Source organism: Gordonia malaquae NBRC 108250, assembly GCF_000344135.1.
In the GTDB taxonomy this organism is placed as follows: domain Bacteria; phylum Actinomycetota; class Actinomycetes; order Mycobacteriales; family Mycobacteriaceae; genus Gordonia; species Gordonia malaquae.
This window is the reverse complement of sequence record NZ_BAOP01000095.1, coordinates 1-1,248: the sequence shown is the minus strand read 5'-3', so window position 1 is coordinate 1,248 and position 1,248 is coordinate 1. Positions and strand designations below refer to the sequence as shown.

Here is a 1,248-nt window from a genome sequence, read left to right as displayed (position 1 = left end):
AGTGTTCCCCAGTTGTGTCGTTCGCGGTTGCGGGTGGGTGTCATCTTTCGTCTCCGGGGTTAGATGCGGCTGGTGGGGCCGTGGTCGTAGTGACAGGAGACCAGCACCATCACGCACACCAACAGGAACAGGCGCAGCATCACCACGCCGCCCTGCACGCCCACGCTGCCGCGATCGCCGCACTGTGCCCGGCACCCCTCAAACAAGGGGGCCGGGCACAGTCGTCTACGTAGTCGGTCAGCTCACCGGAACAGTCGAGCTTTCCGTCGCCGACGGCGCGACCGTCACCGTCGCAGTCTCAGTCACCGTGACCGGCGACGTCGGTGGTCGTTGCGTCAGCGTTGGGGGATCGGGCGAACGGCGATCCAAGGTGTGAACTGGCCAGTCGACTCACTGTCGCATCGGTGCTTGGCCATATAGCGGTAGGCGACTTGCTGGGGCTCATCTGCGATCGCGGCGCGGGCGTCCGAATCTATCTTCGACGGGTCAGTGACCGCCAGAGTGAGGAAGTGGCGGTCGGCCAGTTCCATCTTGATGCAGTACCCCACTACGGTCATCGTGCCTGTGGGTTTTGCGTCGGCTGGCGCGTTGTCTACAACTACCGTTAGGCCATTCTGATCCGCGGCTGCCAGCGTGTTATCGACTCCTGGTGTGCCCAACCTATGTTTGGCCTGGTCCAGTGGCTCTCCGATCAATTCGGACAGGTTGAGTTGATCCCATCCTGAATATGGGCTCACGACGTCCGTGCCAGTTCTTGATTCTGAACTGGTGTTGAAGGAGATGATCCCTAATGGTCGACCGAAGACCGAAACAAGTAGAAGGTAGATACAGGCTAAGGCAAGGACTATCCCACCAATGATCTGATTGCGGCGCGATATTCTAGACAGCCTTTTCCGCATGGTCATCCCTTCCATTGCAGGTGTGATCCGATCGGCCCGCGTACAGGTAGCGTACTCGTTGTCGGAACCCACTGGTAGGCGGGATAGGACGTATACACGCCGTCGCGTTCTGAGACGACATCGTATGTCCACAGTTCCCAGATCTGGTAGTAGGCGATTTCCTCGCCAGGCTTCAAATCGTCCGGTGCAGTCCATGATCCCGTGGTGTTCATGCCTTTGACGGAACCGCTGTCAGTGGTTGTGCTTGACCCAAGTGTTCCACCGACATTCACTCCACGGCTCTCAACGCCCGCAGTGCCTTCCTTAGAGGAAGTCTCTGACACACTTTGTGATGTCTCGCTGCTTAGCC

The 1,248-nt window shown here is 58.8% G+C and carries 2 protein-coding genes; both read right to left on the bottom strand.

The window, feature by feature from the left end:
* Nucleotides 1-335 precede the first annotated feature (335 nt).
* Nucleotides 336-905 carry a hypothetical protein gene (locus tag GM1_RS22580; RefSeq protein ID WP_157436263.1) on the bottom strand — a complete coding sequence of 190 codons (570 nt, stop codon included), beginning with the start codon at nt 903-905 and terminating at the stop codon, nt 336-338.
* A partial coding sequence (locus GM1_RS22830; RefSeq protein ID WP_008382490.1) for a hypothetical protein occupies nt 902-1,248 on the bottom strand: 347 nt, incomplete at its 5' end. The genes GM1_RS22580 and GM1_RS22830, both read right to left, overlap by 4 nt.

Bases quoted from the DNA above. Each gene is read 5' to 3' on its own strand.
- GM1_RS22580 (WP_157436263.1), bottom strand. From the start codon at position 905: ATGACCATGCGGAAAAGGCTGTCTAGAATATCGCGCCGCAATCAGATC.